Origin of the sequence: Pontibacillus salicampi (genome assembly GCF_042434395.1) — a bacterium.
Taxonomy (GTDB): domain Bacteria; phylum Bacillota; class Bacilli; order Bacillales; family BH030062; genus Pontibacillus; species Pontibacillus salicampi.
In genome coordinates this window covers 703,897-726,218 of sequence record NZ_JBHLTP010000003.1, presented here as the reverse complement: position 1 = coordinate 726,218, position 22,322 = coordinate 703,897, and the positions used below count along the sequence as shown (strand labels likewise).

The 22,322-nt window shown below is 39.8% G+C and carries 24 protein-coding genes, 1 riboswitch and 1 other annotated feature; of the genes, 8 read left to right on the top strand and 16 right to left on the bottom strand.

Annotated elements, in window-relative coordinates:
• Positions 1 to 5: 5 nt before the first annotated feature.
• Complete coding sequence (locus ACFFGV_RS05115) at positions 6 to 599, bottom strand: CBO0543 family protein (protein ID WP_377345501.1); 594 nt, start codon at positions 597 to 599, stop codon at positions 6 to 8.
• Positions 600 to 823: 224 nt separating this feature from the next.
• A complete protein-coding gene (locus tag ACFFGV_RS05110; RefSeq protein ID WP_377345500.1) occupies positions 824 to 1,195 on the bottom strand; it encodes a MerR family transcriptional regulator in 372 nt (123 codons plus the stop codon).
• A gap of 93 nt (positions 1,196 to 1,288) precedes the next feature.
• Between ACFFGV_RS05110 and ACFFGV_RS05105 the strand changes: the two genes are divergently transcribed.
• On the top strand, positions 1,289 to 2,050 hold the full coding sequence (locus ACFFGV_RS05105; RefSeq protein ID WP_377345499.1) for an SDR family NAD(P)-dependent oxidoreductase: 762 nt from the start codon (positions 1,289 to 1,291) through the stop codon (positions 2,048 to 2,050).
• A gap of 103 nt (positions 2,051 to 2,153) precedes the next feature.
• Here ACFFGV_RS05105 and ACFFGV_RS05100 read toward each other — a convergent pair whose 3' ends face one another.
• Together ACFFGV_RS05100 and ACFFGV_RS05095 are read right to left on the bottom strand one after the other, a co-directional pair.
• Entirely contained in the window at positions 2,154 to 2,717 is a 564-nt protein-coding gene (locus ACFFGV_RS05100; RefSeq protein WP_377345498.1) for a maltose acetyltransferase domain-containing protein, read from the bottom strand.
• A gap of 16 nt (positions 2,718 to 2,733) precedes the next feature.
• Positions 2,734 to 3,453 (bottom strand): AAA family ATPase, encoded by a 720-nt coding sequence (locus tag ACFFGV_RS05095; protein ID WP_377345497.1) that lies wholly within the window; start codon positions 3,451 to 3,453, stop codon positions 2,734 to 2,736.
• A 287-nt stretch (positions 3,454 to 3,740) separates the two neighbouring features.
• On the opposite strand from ACFFGV_RS05095, the gene ACFFGV_RS05090 reads away from it, so the two are divergent.
• Both ACFFGV_RS05090 and ACFFGV_RS05085 read left to right on the top strand, forming a co-directional pair.
• A complete protein-coding gene (locus tag ACFFGV_RS05090; RefSeq protein WP_377345496.1) occupies positions 3,741 to 4,796 on the top strand; it encodes a M1 family metallopeptidase in 1,056 nt (351 codons plus the stop codon).
• The gene (locus tag ACFFGV_RS05085) at positions 4,793 to 5,197 is read left to right on the top strand and encodes a M1 family aminopeptidase (protein WP_377345866.1); all 405 of its coding nucleotides are present in this window, start codon (positions 4,793 to 4,795) and stop codon (positions 5,195 to 5,197) included. Before ACFFGV_RS05090 ends, ACFFGV_RS05085 begins: the two co-directional genes overlap by 4 nt.
• Before the next feature lie 168 nt (positions 5,198 to 5,365).
• Here ACFFGV_RS05085 and ACFFGV_RS05080 read toward each other — a convergent pair whose 3' ends face one another.
• The 5 genes from ACFFGV_RS05080 to ACFFGV_RS05060 form a co-directional block, all read right to left on the bottom strand.
• Positions 5,366 to 6,592: an MFS transporter gene (locus tag ACFFGV_RS05080; protein ID WP_377345495.1), complete on the bottom strand. Its 1,227-nt coding sequence runs from the start codon at positions 6,590 to 6,592 to the stop codon at positions 5,366 to 5,368.
• A 52-nt stretch (positions 6,593 to 6,644) separates the two neighbouring features.
• Positions 6,645 to 6,859: a binding site (T-box leader), on the bottom strand.
• Positions 6,860 to 6,918: 59 nt separating this feature from the next.
• Positions 6,919 to 7,341: a GNAT family N-acetyltransferase gene (locus ACFFGV_RS05075; protein WP_377345494.1), complete on the bottom strand. Its 423-nt coding sequence runs from the start codon at positions 7,339 to 7,341 to the stop codon at positions 6,919 to 6,921.
• A 15-nt stretch (positions 7,342 to 7,356) separates the two neighbouring features.
• On the bottom strand, positions 7,357 to 7,908 hold the full coding sequence (locus ACFFGV_RS05070; protein WP_377345493.1) for a GNAT family N-acetyltransferase: 552 nt from the start codon (positions 7,906 to 7,908) through the stop codon (positions 7,357 to 7,359).
• 145 nt (positions 7,909 to 8,053) lie between these two features.
• On the bottom strand, positions 8,054 to 8,629 hold the full coding sequence (locus ACFFGV_RS05065) for a TetR/AcrR family transcriptional regulator (RefSeq protein WP_377345492.1): 576 nt from the start codon (positions 8,627 to 8,629) through the stop codon (positions 8,054 to 8,056).
• Positions 8,629 to 9,345: an MBL fold metallo-hydrolase gene (locus ACFFGV_RS05060; protein WP_377345491.1), complete on the bottom strand. Its 717-nt coding sequence runs from the start codon at positions 9,343 to 9,345 to the stop codon at positions 8,629 to 8,631. Before ACFFGV_RS05060 ends, ACFFGV_RS05065 begins: the two co-directional genes overlap by 1 nt.
• 264 nt (positions 9,346 to 9,609) lie before the next feature.
• Between ACFFGV_RS05060 and ACFFGV_RS05055 the strand changes: the two genes are divergently transcribed.
• Together ACFFGV_RS05055 and ACFFGV_RS05050 are read left to right on the top strand one after the other, a co-directional pair.
• The gene (locus ACFFGV_RS05055; protein ID WP_377345490.1) at positions 9,610 to 11,157 is read left to right on the top strand and encodes a BCCT family transporter; all 1,548 of its coding nucleotides are present in this window, start codon (positions 9,610 to 9,612) and stop codon (positions 11,155 to 11,157) included.
• A 189-nt stretch (positions 11,158 to 11,346) separates the two neighbouring features.
• Positions 11,347 to 11,814: a hypothetical protein gene (locus ACFFGV_RS05050; RefSeq protein ID WP_377345489.1), complete on the top strand. Its 468-nt coding sequence runs from the start codon at positions 11,347 to 11,349 to the stop codon at positions 11,812 to 11,814.
• Between the two features lie 167 nt (positions 11,815 to 11,981).
• On the opposite strand, the gene ACFFGV_RS05045 is transcribed toward ACFFGV_RS05050, so the two are convergent.
• From ACFFGV_RS05045 to ACFFGV_RS05025, 5 genes are all read right to left on the bottom strand, one after another.
• Positions 11,982 to 12,530 carry a GNAT family N-acetyltransferase gene (locus tag ACFFGV_RS05045; protein WP_377345864.1) on the bottom strand — a complete coding sequence of 183 codons (549 nt, stop codon included), beginning with the start codon at positions 12,528 to 12,530 and terminating at the stop codon, positions 11,982 to 11,984.
• Positions 12,531 to 12,624: 94 nt separating this feature from the next.
• Entirely contained in the window at positions 12,625 to 13,632 is a 1,008-nt protein-coding gene (locus ACFFGV_RS05040; RefSeq protein ID WP_377345488.1) for a FecCD family ABC transporter permease, read from the bottom strand.
• Positions 13,629 to 14,633 carry a FecCD family ABC transporter permease gene (locus tag ACFFGV_RS05035; protein ID WP_377345487.1) on the bottom strand — a complete coding sequence of 335 codons (1,005 nt, stop codon included), beginning with the start codon at positions 14,631 to 14,633 and terminating at the stop codon, positions 13,629 to 13,631. The genes ACFFGV_RS05040 and ACFFGV_RS05035 overlap by 4 nt, the downstream gene beginning before the upstream one ends.
• Positions 14,634 to 14,729: 96 nt before the next feature.
• Positions 14,730 to 15,665, bottom strand: a complete 936-nt coding sequence (locus ACFFGV_RS05030; protein WP_377345485.1) for an iron-hydroxamate ABC transporter substrate-binding protein — start codon at positions 15,663 to 15,665, stop codon at positions 14,730 to 14,732.
• Positions 15,616 to 16,461 (bottom strand): ABC transporter ATP-binding protein, encoded by an 846-nt coding sequence (locus ACFFGV_RS05025; protein WP_377345484.1) that lies wholly within the window; start codon positions 16,459 to 16,461, stop codon positions 15,616 to 15,618. The genes ACFFGV_RS05030 and ACFFGV_RS05025 overlap by 50 nt, the downstream gene beginning before the upstream one ends.
• 132 nt (positions 16,462 to 16,593) lie before the next feature.
• On the opposite strand from ACFFGV_RS05025, the gene ACFFGV_RS05020 reads away from it, so the two are divergent.
• Positions 16,594 to 17,646, top strand: coding sequence for an NAD(P)/FAD-dependent oxidoreductase (locus ACFFGV_RS05020; RefSeq protein ID WP_377345483.1), 1,053 nt, complete (start codon positions 16,594 to 16,596; stop codon positions 17,644 to 17,646).
• 351 nt (positions 17,647 to 17,997) lie between these two features.
• On the opposite strand, the gene ACFFGV_RS05015 is transcribed toward ACFFGV_RS05020, so the two are convergent.
• Entirely contained in the window at positions 17,998 to 18,453 is a 456-nt protein-coding gene (locus ACFFGV_RS05015) for a hypothetical protein (RefSeq protein ID WP_377345482.1), read from the bottom strand.
• A gap of 305 nt (positions 18,454 to 18,758) precedes the next feature.
• Positions 18,759 to 18,873: riboswitch (TPP riboswitch) on the top strand.
• A gap of 138 nt (positions 18,874 to 19,011) precedes the next feature.
• On the opposite strand from ACFFGV_RS05015, the gene thiC reads away from it, so the two are divergent.
• Both thiC and ACFFGV_RS05005 read left to right on the top strand, forming a co-directional pair.
• Positions 19,012 to 20,796 (top strand): phosphomethylpyrimidine synthase ThiC, encoded by a 1,785-nt coding sequence (thiC, locus tag ACFFGV_RS05010; RefSeq protein WP_377345480.1) that lies wholly within the window; start codon positions 19,012 to 19,014, stop codon positions 20,794 to 20,796.
• A gap of 28 nt (positions 20,797 to 20,824) precedes the next feature.
• Positions 20,825 to 20,992, top strand: a complete 168-nt coding sequence (locus ACFFGV_RS05005) for a serine protease (RefSeq protein ID WP_377345479.1) — start codon at positions 20,825 to 20,827, stop codon at positions 20,990 to 20,992.
• A gap of 273 nt (positions 20,993 to 21,265) precedes the next feature.
• On the opposite strand, the gene ACFFGV_RS05000 is transcribed toward ACFFGV_RS05005, so the two are convergent.
• Positions 21,266 to 21,817, bottom strand: a complete 552-nt coding sequence (locus tag ACFFGV_RS05000; RefSeq protein WP_377345478.1) for an NAD(P)H-dependent oxidoreductase — start codon at positions 21,815 to 21,817, stop codon at positions 21,266 to 21,268.
• Positions 21,818 to 22,322 lie beyond the last annotated feature (505 nt).

Sequence of the window (22,322 nt, the reverse complement as noted above, 5' to 3'; positions counted from 1 at the left end):
CAAGTTTAAAGTAATGTACCCACATATACACCAGCTAAAAAAATCGTAATTATGAGGATGAAATGGACGGAAAACCATGCCCATCTCCCATACCAAAAGGCCCTGGTTTGAATAGGCCGACGCTTATCATCTGATACTAACTTCCCTCCGATAAACTCAAATACAAGTAAATACACCCACCAGGTAGCGTAGGAGTCAAATGTATCCCAATAAAAACCGTATTCAATAATAGAGGTGTATTCTTCCATCAGCTTTTCCGCTAATACACCGATATGTACGAATGCCCAGTAGAATGGTATCTTTAAATACCAGTGCCTGGGGCTAAAACGGACTCCCAGTAATACATAATAGGGGAATGCGATTAGGATGGCAGTATAAGGCATATGAATTCCGAAGTGGAAAGGTACAACAGGAAAAGAATAAAAATTCAAAACGACAAATAGGATGCAAATGATATTTCCGACGATACCACTAAGGATAAATAATAGACCGTAGCCTCTCCAGTCTATTTTAAGTATAAATATTGCTCCAACAGAGCTTCCGACGATAACAAGAAGCATAATGAAATACTCGAGTGGATACTCCATAAACATCTCCATTACTACCTACACCCCCATCTAATACCTCACTATGTTTCTTATGTACAAAAAAGGAAAACACGTGATTGATGTTTTCCTAAAGGCTGATTATAAAATGATTAGCAGCAATAATACAATTACTAACATGCTTCTCATAAAATCACCTCATTGATATGCTCACCGAAATGACTCTAATTATGCATGTAAATGAGTGATTCTTTTCTATTTTAGGTAATGGTGAGATATTATGCATTGCTTTCTATTGCATGAAGATATTCTTTATAAGCAGTAATTTTTCTGTCCAGCAACGCGTCGGTCTCTAATAATGTAGTAATTTGATTTTGGATATCTCGCTGATGGGTTTCCAGAAGCTGTAAACGAGCCAATGAGGTGTGTTCTCCTTCTTTCAATAATTGCGTGTACACTTTTATTTGTGCAATAGGCATTTTCGTTTCTCTTAGCTTCATGACAAACTTCAGCCATTTAACATGCTGTTCGTCATACCAACGAATACCATTCTCCTTTCGATGGGCTGTGAGGATGCCTTCTTTTTCATAATAACGCAATGTATGGGGCTTGGTCTGTACTTTAATTGCTAACTCACTTATGGAGTACATACACATTTTCCTCCCTTTCTCTTGACTTAAAGTGAACTTTAACGATTACGATTATACTGTAGTTAAATAAAATAGCAATGGGAGGTACTATCCATGAAGTACACTGTGATCACAGGAGCAAGCTCAGGAATCGGTTATGAAACAGCTTTAGCATTCGCTGCACGAGGGAAAAATGTAATTTTAGTTGCTCGCCGTGAAGAAAAATTACAGCAGCTCAAGGAAGTCATTCAAGAAAGCAATAAGCAACTCGATGTCGTAATTAAAAAAGCCGATTTATCTAAGAAGGAGGAAGTATATAGCCTGTATGAGTCTTTAAAGGAATACACACTAGAGACACTTGTCAATAATGCTGGATTTGGAAATTTTGATTCTGTAGCAGAACAGGACCTAGATAAAATTGGAAATATGCTGCATTTAAATGTGGAAGCTCTTACCGTTCTATCTTCCCTATTTGTCCGCGATTACGAACAAGTTGAAGGAACGCAATTGATTAACATATCCTCTGGTGGTGGTTATACCATTGTAGAAGGAGCTGTAACCTATTGTGCTACCAAGTTCTTCGTAAGTGCATTTACAGAGGGGCTTGCACAGGAATTGGCAGGCAAAGGGGCGAATTTGTCCGCCAAGGTGTTAGCACCTGCTGCAACGGAATCAGAGTTCGCTCAGCATTCTCTAGATGTTGCTGATTTTGACTATGAGACCAATGTACCGCAATATCACACTTCTAAAGAAATGGCTCAATTCTTGTTAGATTTATATGACAGCAATAAAGTAGTCGGTATAGTTGATGGATATACGTATGAATTCTCCTTGCGTGACCCTATTTATCCATACGCTGCACGGCCGACTAACTAAATAATTATTCGTAATATACGAAAGCGCCCTCCATTCAGCATGGAGGGCACCTTTTATAAAAATATTGGTTGTATTCCCTGACTGGTTATGTACAACCTGTTTTCTAATCCTTTTCGACATACTTGATAAGACGGGCTGGATTGCCGCCAACTACCGCATTATCAGGAATACTCTTCGTCACGATGGCTCCTGAAGCAATTACTACATTACTCCCAATGGTTATGCCGGGGTTAATAACAGCTTTCCCGCCTATCCACACATCGTCTCCAATCGTAACAGGTTTACCAAATTCAGCACCATTGCTTCTCTCCACTGGGTTAAGGGGATGGGTGGCAGTATAGATATGTACCCCCGGCCCTAACAGTACGTTATTGCCACATGTGACAGAGCAAACATCTAATATTACACAATCAAAATTAGCAAAAAACCCTTCTCCGACATGAATATTATAGCCATAATCACAGCGAAAGGAGGGCTCTACCCACAGCTTTTCTCCTGATGTACCAAAAAGCTGTTTCAAGAGATGAATCCTTTGTCCCCCTTCTGTCTCCGTTGCATTATTAAACTTCCTTGTTAGCTCTCTTGCCTGTATTCTTTCCATCACTAATATAGGGTCATCAGCACGATAGAGCTCTCCATTAAGCATTTTTTCTTTTTCCGTTTTCACAGGTACCCCCCATTCTTTACCCTTCATCTGAAAATAATTCCTTTAATACACGTTCTCTATTCTGAAGAAAAGTATTTGTAATGGTATAGTGTTCAGTTTCCTCATAATGTACGTTACATATTTCCTCTCCATCAAAGCTCCATATATCAGCGTCAGGATAGCCTAGTAGGATCGGGGAGTGGGTTGCGATAATAAACTGGGCGTTTCCGAATTCCGCTAAATCACGTAGTACTCTGAGGAAGGTAAGCTGCCTCGCTGGCGATAAGGCTGCTTCAGGCTCGTCCAGTAAGTAAATGGCTGGTCCATCTCCCTGAAAACGGTTAAGAAAGAGAGACAAAAAGGATTCACCATGAGATTGGGCGTGCAAAGACTGCCCACCGTAAGCCTCCAGCCCAATTCCTTCTATATAAGAAGCAAATTGATAAAAGGACTCAGCTCGCAGAAAAAATCCACGTGTTACCTTCGGAAGCCAAGACAACCTTATGTAATTGCCTAATGCACTTTCAGAAGCATGAACATCATATGTATTATTTCTCCCCCCACCAGCTGTATGAAAGTCGCATCGATCCGCAATGGCCTCTAATAGAGTAGATTTCCCTGCCCCATTTTCACCTACAAAGAACGTAATTGGTTTTCGAATGGGTAGTGTATCCATTGACCGGATGGCAGGGATGTCAAAGGGGTATTGTTGAAAGGATGTTATATTTTCTCGTTTTAAAGCTATTTGTTTCAGCATGTTTAATCACCTGATTTTATTATAGCAAAATGAAAATCAATAGAGGAGTAGAATGTATTATTCCTTATTCATAGTGCATTTGCGTATTGCTCTACACACTCCCCTTCCTTCCATTTAAAAAGAAGAAAACATATTCCTAATAACCTAAATAGGCTACTACTTTGCTTCCACCTACTAGCCCTAAAACGAAACCAATTTACTATTTTTGGTAATTAGTTCTAATCTCTCAAGGAATTCAAGTAAGAGATAAGGAAGTAGTTCAGAAGCAAATAAGAAGGAGGGTATATATGTTAAAGAACACAATGTTTAGTATAACCGCACTGAGTACTATGGCTTTGCTGTTATGTATCACTCTTGCTTTTCCAGTCTTTGCTAGCCCTGCAATATCTTCAAACGAAAAATCATCTTTTGAAGAATACACTAATTCAGACCTCTACAGTCGTGCCGAACCAATTCAGCAAATAAATCCTTTTCCATTTCAATCGAGAAGAGGTCCTTCAAATCCTAACTATACATTAGACGTCCACTATGATAAGGATCAACATGTGATGAAGGGGAGCATGAAGGTAGAGGTAACAAACAATCTGAGTACTACGCTTGATCATATTTATTTTAATGTATGGCCTAATGCAGAAACATTCCAGGAAAATGGCGGAGGCATTACGGTAGAGAACGTTCAGGTGAACGGCAATGCTTCTGAGTATAGGGTGGAAAAGACGAAATTAGATATCCAACAGGTACAATGGAAGCCTCATGAAAAAAAGACGATAACCATGGAATTTAAAGTACAAATTCCTAAACAAAAGGATCGCTTTGGCTGGTATGGTGATACAGTATCGCTTGGCAATTGGTTCCCAATTTTAGCAGTGTATGATGAAGAAGGGTGGAATTTAGATCCGTATTATCCTTACGGAGAAGCGTTTTATTCCTTGAGTGGTAACTTTGACGTAACTGTCACTACACATTCCTCAGAGGTAATAGCTGCAACAGGCAAGCAAATCGGGGAAAGGAAAGTAGAAGGAGACATGGCTACATATCGATATAAAGCATTTAATGTACGCGATTTCGCTATGGAAATGGATCCTAACTATCATGTTACTACTGCTATAGTAAATAACGTGGACATCAACGTGTACTATACAGATAAACAAGAAAAATATGCAGACGATATGCTTGAATCAGGTGTAGACAGCATTAAGCTATTTAGTGAAAAATTTGGTGCTTATCCATGGCCAGAGCTCGATATTGTAAGCATGGAAGGCTGGTTTGGAGGAATGGAATACCCTCAGCTCGTAATGATGAGCTTAACCGATAATCGCAACACCAATGGTATTATGGGATAATAGGAAACAATGAATACGATGAACCCTGGCTGGATGAATCCTTTGCAAGCTTTGCTGCCGCTCTTTACGACGGGGATCTAGAATCGCTTCATGTGCCTGCTCCTCGTCCAGACTATTATCACCTTTCCAGTCCCGTCTCTACCTTTACTGACCATGCTGACGAGGGTGGAATAAACTACTACTATTACACCATTTACGATTATGGTGCGAGTACCATTAATGACTTGCGGAAGAAACTAGGGGACGAAACATTTTATAAATCTATGCAAATCTATTTTCAATTGAAGAAATTTGATGTAACTACGACGAAGGATTTTATAGACATCATGGAGGTGGTAAGCGGAGAAGACTTGGACGCTTTCTTCCAGCAACATCGAGTATATGAACAAGACCAACAGTAGGAAAAACCACTTCTATCCGTCTCAAACGTATAACAGCATTTATGGGCGAAAAAAATGTTAGCGAATGTCAATTTTTATGTGCACACCATCCATAAAGCTCCTGATCCACGGTAGGAACAGGAGCTTGTTTTAACATTATAGTTCTTTCCCAACAGTCTGCCGGTTCTCTTACAAGAACCGGTTTTCTAATGGTAAGGAGCCAACAGACAAGCCCCTCCTTCCCTTCCAGCTATAGATAGATAGGAGAATTGTTATACATAACATTAAGATAACAGCTCCCATTACAGCTGCTCTAACAGTAACAATTTGAGCCGTTAATCCAATGACGCCTGTTACTATTAACACCATCAAGGCCTCCACCCACCCATACAGGCTAGTCACCCTCCCCATTATCGGGACAGGAATATGAGTTTGATAAAAGGTTTGAAATCCTACATTAGCAAAGGATAAAGAAAAAGATAATACAAAAAATCCTACCGCTGCTCCAGCAAACCCATCTGAAAAAGCATATACGACATAACCCAGTGCTACACACGTCGTTCCACCAATTATTAACGGTACAGCCTTCCACTTCATGGATCCCGCCATATTGACAATGGCTCCGACCACAACTCCAGCTCCGGCTATACTAACTAATATCCCATAGGACGTATTGGATAAGCCAAGCACCTCTTTTGCAAAAGCAGCTTCTAGTGAATCAATAGCGGAAGCCATGATATACATAAAACTAAATAAACTATAGATGACCATTACAAATAAATATTGTTGACTAAACGCTATTACTATTCGTACATCCTCTTTTATGTTGGAAAATGTGTTCGACCCATGGCTGGAAAAGTATTTCACCTTTTTATTCGGTAAAAAATGCAGCAGTAAAGCAGATACGACAAAGGAAACACCGTTCACATAAATTGCAATGGCAGGAGTACTCGTAATAAATAAGAGACCCGCTAGTGCAGGTCCAGTAAGAAAGGCACCTGAATCTACCATACTACGAAGAGAGTTAAAGCGCATACGCTTCTCTTCTGGAAGTAATTGAGTAATATAGGTCCGTGAAGCAGGCTCGAAGATGGAACTTCCCATATTAATAACAAAGACAAAACCATACATCATCCATAATGAAGGAAGGCTTGGAATACACAGGATCAATATCCCTCTCCCAACATCCATAATGATCATAACCGATTTAGTCTGGACCCGATCGATTACACCCCCAGCCCACCAATTAATGCTTATCGTGGCAAGTGGCTTAAGCACATATAACATGGCTACAGCTAACGGAGAGCTGGTCATTTCTAAAACCAATAGATTTATCGCGATTAAGTATATCCAGTCCCCAACGTTGGATATTCCAATACTGCTTAACAACAATGCTGCATACTTTCGTTTATACATCACTCAATCTCCCCTTCTAAACATAAAAAAACCCGCCCCCAAGACGCAATGTCTTGGGGACGAGTCTTCGTGGTGCCACCCCAGTTTAAACAGTTTCACCTGTTTATCTCTTCGTTATTAACAGGAACTACCTGTCACATGATCCCACGAGTGTTCCCATGTGAAGCTCAGAGATTTGGTTCAACAATGGCACGCTACTCCTTCTCAGCTTCTGCGGAGCTCTCTTGGAACGAACCTATTCTTTACTCTTCTCTTCCCAGCCTTTATTATTTCCAATAATTTTACCAGGACTTTACACCTTTGTACACTAGTATTCTACAGTTGGATCATCTAAGACGCTTTTGAAGGAAGTATTGGTCCATTCCTTCAGCTGGGTGGTCTTGCAACACACCAAAAATCTCATAGCCATTCCTCTGGTAAAAATCAGGAGCTTGAAAGCTATATGTATCCAGACAGATTAAGCGGCAATTGTCTTCTTGTGCACGATTCTCCAAAGCATGGAGTAACGCCTTCCCATACCCTTTCTTACGATAGGACTCCTCCACCCATAAAAAATCCAGCTGCATATGATACCAAAAGGAGGTAGCAGTGATACCGCCTACCACTTCCCCATCATCATTTTGCAACAAATAATTGTACTGATTTTTAGATGTCTTCACTTCTTCTGGGATGTTCTTCATGTTATGTTCTATTACTTTGCTTCGTACGAAGTTTTGTTTTTCCTCGGACTGATCAAATATGACCTCCATATGTCTTATCGCTCCTTATTTTATACTATCTTCCCACTCCTGCTTGATGATTGAATAAACATTAGCATCGTGGGATTGGTTGTGCTGGAATAGATAATCTCTTAATTTCCCCTCTTCCTGAAACCCTAGCTTGGTAAGAGCACGGATGGAAGATTGGTTTTGTGGAAATGTAACAGCCCCTATTCGGTGTAAACCAAGCTCATTAAACGAATACTCTACTATACAGCGTATCGCTTCTGTAATGATACCTCTGTTCCAATATTCAGGGTGGAGCTCATACCCTATTTCAGCCCGTTTGTGCCATAGACTCATATTATTCAAGCCTATAGTTCCTATTAAACGATTATTGTTCTTAAAGAGAATACCATAGCGTACTCCCTTGTCGTTTGTAAGAGCTTGTTGAAAGGAATGAATCAAATCATATGCTTGCTCCACATCCTGAATCGGATCCATTCCATAATACTTCATTACTTTCCTATTGGAGAAGATCTCAAAAAGCTCTCCAGCATGGGAATCAGATAGTTCAATATAGAATAGTCTATTAGATTCAAGAGATTGAAATTCCACCCATCATGCCTCCCATCTTATCGTAATAATACCTATTTCTATTTCCTTCCTTGAATCCCTCTCTTGTATTACACAAAAAACAAATTACCAACTAATAATAAAAAGCGAGATTGTTTGCACCTAGTTTAATGATTCAGTACAGCGATTAGGATGAAGATCTATGCTCCAGTCCTTTTATAAAAATATCAATCATCCATTGCTGGGTATCTTGCACTTGTATTGGTATGTTGAATTCATTTCTATGGTTAAGGTCAACGAGTCCGTGTAAGAAACTTCTAAAAGCTCTAACCGTGTGTATTAATGCTTCCTGTTCCAGATGAAATACAGAAAAAGCTCTAGTAGTTAGATTAATCATGGGTTCGCCTGCTAATTGCACTTCCGAATCAGCAGAGTCAGGTGCATGAAGAGTTGCTTCGTACAACCCTCTATGCTGTTCTGCAAACTCAACATAGGCCTTAGCTAAGGCTACAATCATCTCTTTTCCCTCAGACTTCCATTCTATTTTTTGAATAATATAATGATACATTTCTTCCATAGCAGCTATTGCAACCGCCTTTTTTATTGCAATTAAACCAGTAAAATGATTATACAGAGAAGGAGGCTTAATGTTTAATTCTCTTGCTAATGATGCAATGGTTAGAGCATCTATCCCTTCCATTTCTGCCAGCTTTAGAGCTTTATGGACTATAACATCCTGATTCAATCCTGCTCTTGGCGACATTAACCCATCCCTCCTAAAACCGATTTAGCATGGGAAATAGCCCTCACCATCTTATCCTTGGGAGCTTCTAACATTTCACCGTGTCCTACAGCTAAATAGGATGGGTTTAAGTCCAGAAGCTTCTCTGCTGAATAAATAGCACGACGTTTATCCCAGGTTGCTAAGGCTGGAAAAGGAAACGTCCACTTCAAATCACCAGCTACCGCTAATCCACCCTTTGTTTGAAAGGCATCTGCCGCTATGACAACCTTACTTCGGGTATCTAGAAAAGACATCATACCAGGAGTATGTCCCGGTGTATGGATAGCGACTAAGGAACCAACTTGGTCTCCATCCTGTAAAAGGGTATCAGGTGTAGTGGTCACATTTTTAGGTGCTCCTCCCTTTAAAGGATTAGCCCCTTCTCCGTCTTGTAGTGATGTGTCCCCTTGGAGAATGGGCAATTCTCGTTCAGGCAGAAAAATTTCTGCCTTAGGCAGCTCTGCTTTTAAACTATCAAGTGCACCGATATGATCGCTATGGGCATGACTGATAATTATTTTCTCGATTGGTTTTCCTATAACGTCTGCACTCTTTAAAATGTTTGTTTTACAAAACCCCATCCCAGCATCTATTAATGTTAACCCTTTTTCTTCCTCCACCAAATAGCAATTAATTGGAAACCACTTGGGCATAAATGCCAATTGATGTACTTCATGTACTTGAACTGTTTTCATGTTTCTTCTCCTCCTCAAAAAACTAATGGCATTAGTTTTATTATTAACTAATACCATTAGTTTTACAAGTATTAAGTACAGCATAGTGTTCCTTCGCACTTTTTACATCCCTGTAATTAATTCTGATAATTTAGAATTTTAGAAGGAGAGCATTTCATCCTAGAAATATGGGAGCAAATTCGTTATAATTCCAAACTAGTACAGTTCATAAATTTTTCACTGTATAGAAAAAACAAATAATAAAAACAACATAGGAGGAAAAATGTGAATAAGTTTACACCAATGTTTTGGATTGCCTTAACGATTGGAATAGTATTCGTTAGCTGGGGCGCAATTTTCCCAGAACAATTATTAACTACGATGATGTCGATTCGAAATGGTGTACTCGACCAATTCGGTTGGTTTTATCAGCTAGCTGCAACGTTTATGCTAGTCATTTCTATTATTATAGCTTTTAGTAAATTTGGAAAAATAAAACTAGGAAAAGAGAAAGATAAACCAGAATATGGCACCATCACATGGTTTGCTATGTTATTTAGTGCAGGAATGGGGATAGGTCTATTATTCTATGGATTGTCTGAACCCGTTACACACTATGCCAACCCTCCGGTTGGGGAAGCACAAACTATTGATTCTGCCAAACAAGGGTTAAAATACAGCTATCTCCACTGGGGCCTACATGCCTGGGCTATTTATGCTATAGTGGCGTTAGCACTTGCATACTTTAAATTTAAGAAAGACATGCCTGGATTAATGAGTGCTACACTCATTCCTTTATTCGGAGATCGAATGAAAGGAAAAGCGGGTTATGTTGTCGATATTATTGCTGTTTTTGCTACTTTATTTGGAGTAGCCATCTCGCTTGGAGTAGGAGCAAAACAAATTAATGGTGGTCTCAATTATATGTGGGGCATACCTAACAGCTTTCCTGTCCAATTAATCATCATGGGAGTTACTGCTGTCCTATTCATTTATTCTGCAGCAACAGGACTATCGAAAGGTATTAAGTATTTGAGTAACACTAACTTAATTCTTGCCGTATTACTATTTTTCGCTTTCTTAATACTAGGACCCACTCAATTTGTATTAGAAACCTTCTCCACTACTCTTGGTGCTTATGTACAGGATGTAGCACGCATGGGATTACGTTTTGCTCCTTTCACGGAGGAAAATAACCAATGGGTGAAGGATTGGACGATATTCTACTGGGCATGGTGGATTTCCTGGACACCTTTCGTTAGTACATTTATTGCTAGAGTATCCAAAGGAAGAACGGTAAGAGAATTTCTTGTAGCCGTTATTATTGCGCCAACATTAGTTTGTACCTTATGGTTTGGTGTATTTGGAGGCGCAGGCTTGTACTTTGACTTTGTTCAAGGATTGGATGTAGCAGGGCAAAGCCTTGAAACATCTCTATTCTATGTGTTTGACCAACTACCATTAAGTGGCTTGCTTTCTATCATTGCAATCATTTTGATTATGACGTTCTTCGTCACATCAGGAGATTCAGCAACCTTCGTTCTTGGAATGCAGACGTCAAATGGCAGCTTAAATCCTCCATTCTTTGTGAAATTCAGCTGGGGAATTATCCTAACGGCTATTGCAGCTATTCTGTTAGGAGCTGGTGGATTAGATGCCCTCCAAGCAGCGGCCATTATTAGTGGACTCCCCTTGGCAATCATATTACTGCTCATGATAGCCAGTCTATTAAAATCATTTAGAACAGAATTTAAGGAAAGTACAAATACTACGAAAGTAAAACAAAAGAAAGCAGCAGCTCAAAGTACCGAAGCAACTAATCCGGCAAAATAGGTAGTACGGGACGAGATGATGATCATCTCGTCCTTTTTCTTTTTCCTAAAATACTTCTTTTTTACCATTGAATGAGACTTTCTTCCATCAACATTGTTCTCTCACAGTGTCCCATATTACAATGATGTACAGGTTAGATATGCGAAGCAAGAACCTATATATAATAGATCACAGGAGAAGGGGGAAAGGATGTTGCAGCATAAAAATTCTACAGCAAAATGGCTTAGTCGAAGTGGGATTGCATTAATTGTTATTGGAGTACTGTCAAGCATCATCTTATTTGGGGAACACCGCACCATCCCTATGAGTGGGATAGACGCTATATTAGGAACGGTAACCTTAATAGGCTCAGTGGTTGGGGGTGGGCTCTTCTTCGGAATAGCTGAAATAGTAGAGCTGATAAATAAGAACTTACATAGCGTGACTCATTACAGTGATAGTACATCCTTATCTACGGATAGGCAACAAACTGTTGAGTTCAAAAATTCAGTTCCCGCACAAGCGGCAATTGCTATCATGAATGACTGTAAGCAAGAAGGGAAAGCTGTGAAAACTATCGAACGGACTGGAGTAAATCATGTATATGTTGTCACTTCCGAGGAAGAGAAATGGCTCGTTGACCTAAATGGGCCTAAACTGGAACGAAAACCATATTGAAGAGCTTTCGCATTAAGAATTGGTTAAATTAGAGAAAGGGAGTGGCTATCACTCCCTTATCCTCTATCCAAACATTGTTTGCCAACAAGGCACAAATGATACCAGATTATGAGGTAAGAAGAATAAGCGTAACCGCGATCAATACGTAGACAACAGAGGAGCCACCGTTATTTCATCTCCCGAATCCTTCCGTTATATTCGTCTTGAAAGACAGCCATCATCGTAATATTATGCCAGGCACCCTCTCTAAACAAATGTTCTTGTAGCTCTCCTTCCACTTTAAAACCTAGCTTGTTATATAAACGGATAGCCCGCTCGTTGTAGGAAAATACTTTTAAATACACTTTATGTAGATTAATTTCCAGAAAGGCATAATCCAATAACAGACACATGGCTTCTTCTCCATACCCTTGTGACCAATAGTGTTTTTCTCCTATATCAATAATACATTCCGCATTTCGGTTTGGAAAATCAAGGTGAATTAGCGAGGTGATTCCAATCGGATTATTTGTTTGATGGCACTCTATAATAAAGCTCTTTGCACTTGAGTCATTAGCAATATGTCGGATGAAATTCTTCGCCTCGTGTTCACTGTAGGGTTCAAGATGAGGTCTCGTTAGTGTCATTACCTCCAAATCATTAACCCATTTACTATACAGTGCCCCATCCTCCTCTGTTACTTTCCTTAAATAGATTCGTTCGCCCTTAAACATAATTTCCCCCCTTTATTCTCTTATTTCCTATGTTATCAAACTCCATTACATAACAAACCCTTTTATTCTTCTAAACGATAAAAGGGCTCCATTCTCATTATTTCTTTAATAAGAGGTAAATAAAGTAAGGGGCACCTATTAGTGCCGCTACTATACCTGCTGGGATACCGTCTGGTTCTACAACGTTTCGTCCGATAGTATCTGCAACTAAGAGAAGCCAGCCTCCTAATAAGATCGCTATAGGGATATATAATTGATGCCTAGGTCCAATTAGCGCTTTAGCAAGGTGGGGGGCCATTAACCCGATAAATGCAATTCCTCCTGTAACCGATACAGCAGCTGCAGCTAACGCTACTGCTACTAGCAATAGCACCTTCCGTTCTCTTTCTACCTTCATTCCAACACCGATAGAAACCGAATCACTCATATTGAGGATGTTAAGACGATCCGATTTGAATAGAGCAAACGGTATAAGCACAAGTAACCATGGTAGAATGGCTAAGATAAACGGCCAATCAGTTCCCCATATATTACCAGAAAGCCAGTTCTGGATAAAATCTACTTTTTCTCTTTCAGCTGAAGAAATAAGAACTACCATTAATCCCGACAAGGCCATCGAGAATCCAACACCAGTCAATATAAGCCGTATCGGCTGCATACCTTCTTTCTTCCGATAGGAAACAAGATAAATTACAATTGCCGTTAAAAAAGCACCTATAAACGCAACGATGGGAATGAGGTACACAAACGTGCCTACGTCAATTGGGAAATATAAAAAGAAAATGGCAATCGCAGCCCCTGATCCAGAATTAATGCCAATAATTCCAGGATCTGCGAGATCATTCCTCGTTATCCCTTGAAGAATAGCTCCAGAAAGAGCTAAAGCCATTCCTGCTAGTAGTGTTATGATAATCCTTGGCAGTCGAACAGAAAATAGTACAAATTCTTCTTTGAAGGTGCCCTGTTGCAGAAGTACAGGGATAATTCTATCAAATCCTACACTAGAATAGCCTAGACCAAGACTTATTATGACGGTTATTAAGGTGAGGGAAATGAGTAGTCCTACTAAACCTTTTTGTTTGCGGATAATAGTTGGATGTATCATGAGAAGGCCTTCCCTCCCCTGTTCACAATCAATAAGAAGAAGGGCAGTCCAATAATAGAAATAATGGCAGCTATCGGTGTTTCATATGGTGCATTGATGGTTCTAGCCAACGTATCAGCCACCAGCATGAAGCAGGATCCTAATACGGCACACATTGGCAAGACATACCGATAATCCTGACCAACAATTGGCCGGACTATATGCGGAACCATTAGGCCAATGAAGGCCATGTTACCAACTAATGCAACAGACGCTCCAGCTAGTATTATAATAAGAACAAACAGTGTCACTTTTACTCTTGTGACCTTTTGTCCAAGGCCCACAGCTAAATCATCACTAAAGCTCATGATTGTTAATTGACGAGCGAGAAACAGAGCTATCACAATTCCGATGATAATAAACGGTGCAATTACCTGTATTTGCTGCCAGGTGACGCCTAACAGACCGCCCGCTGTCCACATGGATACGTCTTTCGATATGTTAAATTGAAGAGCAACTCCATCCGCCACAGCAAATAATAATGCTGATACCGCCGCACCAGCTAAAACAATACGAAAAGGAGAGAACCCTCCTCTCCTCAAGGATCCAATCCCAAATACTAATCCTGCTCCTACGCCTGCACCAATAAAGCAAGCTATCATCGTTCCAAAATAGCCTACTGCTGGATAAAGCGCTATCGTTAAAGCCAGTACTGCATTCGCTCCTGCCGTCAAACCTAATAATCCTGGATCTGCAAGTGGGTTTCGCGTCATCCCTTGCATAATGGCACCAGATACTGAAAGTCCTGCTCCAACTAAAATGGCCGCAATTTCTCTTGGAAGACGAAGCTCTCTAATAATATTTGTACTTTTATTGGATATATCTGTCGTCAGCGCTTTCCAGACATCACTGACTTCCATGTCAGCTGCCCCGTATAATAAAGCAACAGCTAATGATAAGACTAGCAGTATCGTTGCAGCTGCTAATTTGTATGGAAAGGAAATAGATTGTATAGCTTGCATCAGTATCATCTCAACTTTGCTAGGATTGTGGAGCGATTATAAGCATAGACTGCTAACAGCTTTCGTTAGCAGTCTACACAAAAATAACGCTCCGTCTTATGTTTGCTCTAAAAATGCTTCCTTAAGAGTTTCTAATTGGTAATCAAGTGTATCTGGATCATTGAAATAAAACGTATTGGCATCTACTTCAAAAACTTGACCATTTTGTACTGCAGGGATATTTTGATACGTTTCTGTTTCCTGATACGAATTGTCCGCTTCCTGATTTTCACTGACGATTAAATAATCTCCAGCGTATTCCGGAAGAACCTCAGGGGATATGGCATAATAGCCATCCTCCAGAGCCATCTCTTTTACTTTCTCAGGCATCTTCAGTCCCATTGCCTGATAAATGATTTCTGTACCGCGTCCCCAATTATCGCCAAATACATAAATCTGCTTATCAAATTTTTCTACAACGGAGACTGTTGCATCCTCACCTATTTTCTCTTTAATGTCTTCACCAGCTTGTTCAGCGCGTTGCTTAAAATCTTCTACCCATTTCTTGGCTTCTTCCTCTTTGTTTAGAAGCTTACCGATTTCTATATGTTGCTGAAGATAGTCTTCTTTCCCATATGTAAAGGTTACAGTAGGGGCAATTTCCTTTAATTTCTCAACATTCTTCGTATTCGATAACCCAATAATAAGATCTGGATCTAGTTCAATGATTTTCTCTATGTTATCGGCAGTAACTTCCTCAACGTCACCTAATTCTTCCTCCCAGCGAGGATTATTCTTCGACCATGAGTCTACGCCAACCATATTTACATCCAGCTGAATTAAACTTCCAGCAAATGAAGAGAGTACTACTACTCTTTCTGGATTTGCCGGTACTTCCACTGCTCCATTCTCTGATTCATAGGTAATGGTTTCGGAGGAAGATGAGGTATCCTCTGTTTCATTATCGGCACTAGCTCCTTCTTCAGACTGGTTGCCACATGCGCTAAGCATCAGCACGAATAAGAGTAGGGTCGGGATTAATAGTTTTTTCATAGTTTTCTTCTCCTTTTAATAGATTATATGTGAGGCACATTGGCTTTTGGGTTCTTGGATCACGACCTATGACAGCATCAATATTAAAAACAGAACGCAGCACCTGCTTTGTCATAACTTCTTCACTACTGCCCGTTTGGATGATGTCACCATCCTTCATTGCGATAATATTATCAGCAAATCGGGCTGCGTGATTCAAGTCGTGAAGTACCATGACAATCGTTCTTCCCTCTTCTTTGTTTAACTTTTCCAACAATTCGAGTACTTCCAATTGGTGAGCCATATCCAGGTAAGTAGTTGGTTCATCTAAGAAAATCATATCCGTTTCTTGTGCAAGGGACATCGCAATCCATACACGCTGCCGTTGACCACCTGATAACGCATCAACGGACTGATACATAAATTCAGCGGTTCCAGTTACCTCTAATGCCCACTGAATTACTTCTCTATCCTTAGTACTTAACCGGCCAAAGCTCTTCTGATAAGGAAATCTTCCATAGGAAACCAGTTCACCTACCGTTAAGCCAGATGCATTCTCTGGGGTTTGTGGTAAGATGGCCATCTTCTTAGCCAAAGCTTTCGTATCTTCCTTTGAAATACTTTCTCCATCAAGAACAATGGAGCCGGATTGATGCGAAATAATTCTTGTGATAGCTTTTAATAGAGTGGATTTCCCACAACCATTAGCACCAATGATGGTTGTAATTTGCTGATCAGGAATATGTAGCGTCAGATCCTCTACGATAGACTTTTCTCCGTACCCTACCTGTAAATGTTCTGTATATAAACGGACCATATGAAGCCTCCCATTGAAAATAAATCCTCAACGCTGTTGAAAATGATTCTCACTATCGTTACAATGTTACTATACTTTCTCAACATATAACTGTCAACCAAATTTTTTGGGTACATATAGGGATGGAGCGTGATGACAATGCATCAGGAATACTATGATGTTACGATTATTGGTGGAGGTCCAGCGGGTCTTTATTCTGCTTTTTATAGCGGTCTTAGAGAAATGAAAACAAAAATTATAGAATACCAGCCTCAATTAGGAGGAAAGGTGCAAATTTACCCCGAGAAAATGGTCTGGGATGTTGGCGGTCTTCCCCCTACTACTGGGGCGCAATTAATGGATAATCTTGTCCAGCAGGCATTAACGTTCGATCCCACTATTGTACTGAATGAAAAAGTTACCTCCATTACGAGAATGGAGGATGGGAGCTTTCGCATAGATACTGCATCGGGAGAGAAGCATTATTCTAAAACCGTTATTGTTGCTGTTGGCAGCGGTATCTTAAAGCCAATGAAGTTACCGATAGAAGGTGCGGATCGTTATGAGTTGACCAACCTGCATTATACCGTTACCTCTTTACAGCATTTTAAAGATAAGACAGTGGTGATTTCCGGGGGAGGAAATTCCGCAATAGATTGGGCTAATGCTTTAGACTCTATTGCGAAAAAAGTGTATCTCTCTTATCGAAAAGAAGAGCTAAAGGGACATGAGGCGCAAGTTACCCAACTACTCGATGGACCCACTGAATGTTTATTCCATACCTCCATTACTAATTTAATAGCCAACAAGCAGCAGGACATCATTTCTGAAGTTGAGCTCACCAACCACCTTGACAACACAATTAGTCATATAAAGGTAGACGATGTCATTATTAATCATGGGTTTGATCGTGATGCATCCCTTCTTGATAATAGTACAGTTCCTATTACCCTTAAGGATGATTATTTTATCCAAGGAAATGCGTTGAGTGAATCTACTGTAGAAGGTTTATACGGAGCTGGTGATATTTTATATCATGAGGGGAAATTAAATTTAATTGCAGGTGCTTTTCAAGACGCAGCTAATGCAGTAAACAGGGCGAAGCGTTTTATTCAGCCGGACGCTGCTGCTAATGGAATGGTCTCCTCCCACAATGACATGTTCAAGGAGCGGAATAAGCAGCTCATTCAAGAGCTGGTACAATAACCAACCACCAACAGGGGAAGATTTCCTGTTGGTTTTTTATGTGTCCTTAGCTTGTGTATGAACAGATACCTACTACACCTATTTCATATGCTATTTTGATTTGACTCGCTTATATAATAAAGGGACTTAGTACCGGTACCTAGTCCCTTTTATTATTGGAGTCTCAATCTTTATCTAACTGCTTATATTTTATTCGTGAATATATTACAATAATCAAACTAAGAACAAAGATGATAACCACGATCCATGTAGTTACTATTCCCTCAAACAAGAATAAAGAAGCCAAATTTACAGCTAGCAACAGTATAAAAAGCCAATCCAGTTTTGCCAGAAATTTCTTTTGTGAATTATTCATTCGAGTATCCAAGAACATGCACCTGCATTTCTAAACGTTTTGTAAGCAGAAGAACATTTTGTAACAAATGTTCTTGCTCCTCCAGCAGCTTTTAATGCTGACTTCAGCTTAACTATTTTAGCTGGGGTTAAGTTGATAACTGCTGCTGTTCCTAATGCTCCTGCACAAGTCGCTACCTTCCCCCAACTTGCTTGTGCTTGTACAGTGTATGTAATAGATTTAGATTGTTCAGATGGAAGATCTAATCCGGTATATTCCTCAATCCATTTTTTACGTTCTTCCCTACCAGAATAAATAATATTATCTGGCATATTTTCAATTGCACTTAATACGTTCACAGTGTCCTCATCAATTATGGTGTGTCCTTGTACTTGTGCATTTGCTCCTTGCGGAAGTACAAAAGCTATTGCTATGGCAACCATAAGCACAGAACTTAACCATTTTTTCCTCAACTAGCTTCTTCCTTTCCAAAATTGAATTTTTTTACACATATTTGAAGCTATCACTCTATCATTATAGCGTCAATCTGAAATGATAAAATTGGTAGTATAGTTCAGTATAAAAAAGCGTGTAGAGATCTTCACCTTTTATAATGAAAGAATAGTTGCAGCGACATGAAATAAATCTAGTATTTGTGAGGCTCCTTATCAGGAAAGGAAAAGAAGTCGTGTATTTTTCCATTCACAACATCCATTTGCTTAGAAATGGTATTTAGTGAAATATCCCTATTCCTAATTCCTGCAGGAAAATATATACTATAGACAACTAGGGGAGTCCGATGAGTCGGGCTGAGAGAGAGACGCGTGGAAGTTTCTTGACCCTTTGGACCTGATCTGGATCATGCCAGCGTAGGGAAGTTAGTCATAAACAGCATCTTGGAATGCAATATAACTTCTACATACATCTGCCGGGTCCCTATGGAATAGGACCCGGCTTTTTATGTACTTTCAACTCTTTAAGGTTGTTCTGGATCTCGTCCTTCCCATCTATAAGAAGGAGAGATGAAGAATATGGTTAAACAAAGCGTAAATGAAAAGAACATGACGATTATGTCCAGTTTTTCTGGAAGTAAAAAAGTGTATGTACAAGGATCTCAAGCTGATATTCAGGTACCAATGAGAGAAATACAGCTATCCCCTACTACTGGCTCATTTGGGGAAGAGGATAATCCTCCTCTCCGAGTGTATGATAGCAGCGGTCCCTACACAGATGAAGACTTTCGTATAGATATTACAAAGGGTCTGCCTCCGCTTCGAAGCGGTTGGATTGATGAGCGAGGAGATGTAGAACAATATCAAGGAAGAGTTATGCTTCCAGAGGATAATGGGTATAAACACATGGCAGATCCTCGGATAGACCATATGGCATTCCCAAATCAAAACGATAAGCCTAAGAAAGCTAAAGAAGGTCAACGGATTACCCAGCTTTCTTATGCAAAGAGGGGTATAGTTACAAAAGAAATGGAATTTGTAGCAATACGAGAGCAGAGAGATCCTGAATTTGTACGAGAAGAAATTGCAAAAGGACGTGCTATTATTCCTTCTAATATCAATCACCCAGAAATAGAACCTATGATTATCGGCAGGCATTTTCACGTAAAGGTGAATGCTAATATAGGAAATTCTGCGGTTACCTCCTCTATAGAAGAAGAAGTAGAAAAGATGACATGGGCTACCCGATGGGGGGCAGATACCATTATGGATTTATCAACCGGAAAAGATATCCACAAGACAAGAGAATGGATTATACGAAATTCCGCTGTCCCTGTTGGAACCGTCCCTATTTATCAGGCACTGGAGAAGGTGAATGGAGTTGCAGAAGACTTAACATGGGAAATCGTCAGGGACACGTTAATTGAGCAAGCTGAGCAAGGAGTGGATTATTTTACTATACATGCCGGTGTATTACTTTCCTACGTCCCGCTAACTGCCAGCCGCTTAACCGGAATTGTGTCACGAGGTGGTTCTATAATGGCTCAGTGGTGTTTATATCACCATGAGGAGAACTTCTTATACACTCATTTTGACGAAATATGCGATATCATGAAAACCTATGACGTATCCTTCTCACTTGGAGATGGTTTGCGACCTGGCTCCATAGCAGATGCCAACGATGAAGCTCAGTTCAAGGAACTCGAAACCCTTGGAGAATTAACAAAAAAAGCATGGGAGCACGATGTACAAGTAATGGTCGAAGGCCCAGGACATGTTCCTATGCACCTTATTAAAGAGAACATGGACAAACAACTGGAAATATGTGAAGAAGCACCCTTTTATACTCTCGGCCCCTTAACAACAGATATCGCGCCAGGCTATGACCACATCACCTCGGCTATAGGGGCGGCGATGATTGGCTGGTATGGGACCGCTATGCTTTGTTATGTTACTCCCAAAGAACACCTTGGCTTACCAAATAAAGACGATGTCCGTGAAGGAGTGATCACATATAAAATTGCTGCTCATGCTGCTGATTTAGCAAAAGGCCATCCTAGTGCTCAATTAAGAGACAATGCCCTTTCTAAATCTCGCTTCGAATTTCGCTGGAGAGATCAATTTCATTTAGCACTAGACCCAGATAGAGCGTTGGAATACCATGATGAAACATTACCAGCCGAAGGTGCAAAGACAGCTCACTTCTGCTCCATGTGCGGTCCAAAGTTTTGCAGTATGAGAATTTCACAGGATATAAGGAATTACACAAAGGAACAACAGCTTGCTACAGATGAAGCAATATCAAAGGGAATGAAAGAAAAAGCAGCTGAGTTCCAAAGATCTGGCGGTTCTATATACCAGTAATTCTTATTACATGGAAGGAGCACGGAATATGAAAGCACAAGACATAACGGAAGAAATTGCACAGTTGAAAATTCACATAAATGCATTAGAGAAACAACTTCACCAGCTACAAGAAGAATGTGAGCACGAATATATTCCATCTGCTCACCATGAGCAATGTATGAAGTGCCATAAGGTAAATACGTTATATTACTAATTGGATCATTTTTATTATGAACTATACAGGTAAACCACAGAATCACGAGATGCCAATCCTAACAGATTGGCAATTTCCTTGTTGGGGGTGTAAAAGACTGCCATGTTCAACAAAGGAGGGGTTGGAATTGGTGACATCAGAATTGTTCGTTAAGGGTTTATCTGATTAGCATGCTAAAACGCTTGGAATTGGCTTCAAGCGTTTTAGCATTTTATAAACCTTCCTATCTCACCTTGAGCTTAGTAACTATGAATGACATTTCTGCACTTGTACTTAGTCCTCGAAGACTTCATTGAAATGGTTCTTTATTTGATTTTTATATTGCGGTACATCAGTTGATTTGACAACATCATGAACGGAAAATGTCGGAAGGGGGTTCATCCCTACGTACTGATTCATTTTATGAAGATGATAAATAGCTTCATCCAATGAATTCCCTTCATAGAATGCATCATAGTTATTAAATATAGATGCTGGAGCATTCCATGTTAAAGAGAACATGTATTGCTTTTCAGTCAATAGCCCTCCATGACCATATCGTGTTGATCCCGTAAAGAAAATGTTATCCATGAACACTCTATCAATATAACCTTTAAACTTCCCTGGAATGCTAAACCAATAGATAGGTGTCTGCATGATGACTACATCTGCCCACTTCCACTTTTCTAATTCATCATCCACGTTGTACCCCTCATCTACAATCGTTGTGTTGACTTCGTACTTGGAAGATAATACCTTATGCCACTCCTGAAAAAGTGTATGGTTTAACTCTCCTTTGGATTTATTATACGCTTCATGACCATTAATAAGTAAAATATGCTTCATTACTCTTCTCCCCTTTCCTTTATTCGACTCATATTGTATCTTTATCTATCTCATTAATGAAAGCGCTGCAATTATTACTTGTATGTACCTAAGGAACTTCCAAGTACGTATAGGTGGTCTATTGTTTTTACTATAATATGGCAAAATTTAAGGATAATTTTACTGAATGGATGTGAACGTAGTACAAATTAACATCTACATAGACTTTACAAAAAAGGAGATATATCCTAGGGAAAATGAGCTTATTTCCCTACCTATATCGATTTGAGATTCTTATCCACGTTCACGAAGGAGATTCATCTTCCCTCAAAAGTAAATATACAAATATAGAAGGTTTCCTAATTTTGTTTATAACCTGTGTGCATTTAAAAAACTGGCCTCCATGAACAAAAATATTGTTCGTGATGGCCAGCTTTTTATGGTTATTGGTCTGTTTTCGGATGCTTCTACCGTTTCTACCATAGTAAAGGGGAAAAGTGTCCTAATAGCAACCCTTGCAGTTTTG